The 532-nt window shown below is 49.2% G+C and carries 1 protein-coding gene; it reads right to left on the minus strand.

Features of this window, described 5'->3' with window-relative positions; all coding sequences use genetic code 11:
• Positions 1 to 2: 2 nt before the first annotated feature.
• Positions 3 to 488 carry a hypothetical protein gene (locus GY791_06170; protein ID MCP4328006.1) on the minus strand — a complete coding sequence of 162 codons (486 nt, stop codon included), beginning with the start codon at positions 486 to 488 and terminating at the stop codon, positions 3 to 5.
• Positions 489 to 532 lie beyond the last annotated feature (44 nt).

Genomic DNA, 532 nt, shown 5'->3' on the forward strand with positions numbered 1-532 from the left:
CTTCAGTTACAGTCATATAAAAACAAGCCACAAAATTGGGGCACCTGAAGGATCAGTGCAGTGCGAAACACTTGATGTCGGCACCACAAAAATGCAAGAGCCATCTTCAGTGCCTCAACATCTAGCTTGCCGATGGCACCAAACTGAATCAGTACATTATAATCTGAATGTGCCTGAGATGTCACCAGATGATCTCCTGTGTACATCATTGTCTGCTGGAAAGAGGCAGGGGCCCGCAACCTCATCTCAGTTGGTCGAGGCATAATGGGGATCTCTGGTGTCAACGGTTGAATGGTCGATGAACATGCAAAACAAGATTGCAGCAGGGCACCAGGGGTATGATGCTGTAAGATATCCGTGACTGACAAAGCTGAGAAGCCCTTGCCTATCTGCAACTCAGGGTGTTCCTCGTTAAGAGCGCATAGATAGGCAACAATGCGAACAGCCTTGAGGGAGTCCCCGCCGCTTTCAAAAAAGTCACTGGCCATCCCCATGCCCTCGCTCTGGAGCTCCCTTCGATAGATTGTAAGGA

The organism is Alphaproteobacteria bacterium (assembly GCA_024244705.1).
In the GTDB taxonomy this organism is placed as follows: domain Bacteria; phylum Pseudomonadota; class Alphaproteobacteria; order JAAEOK01; family JAAEOK01; genus JAAEOK01.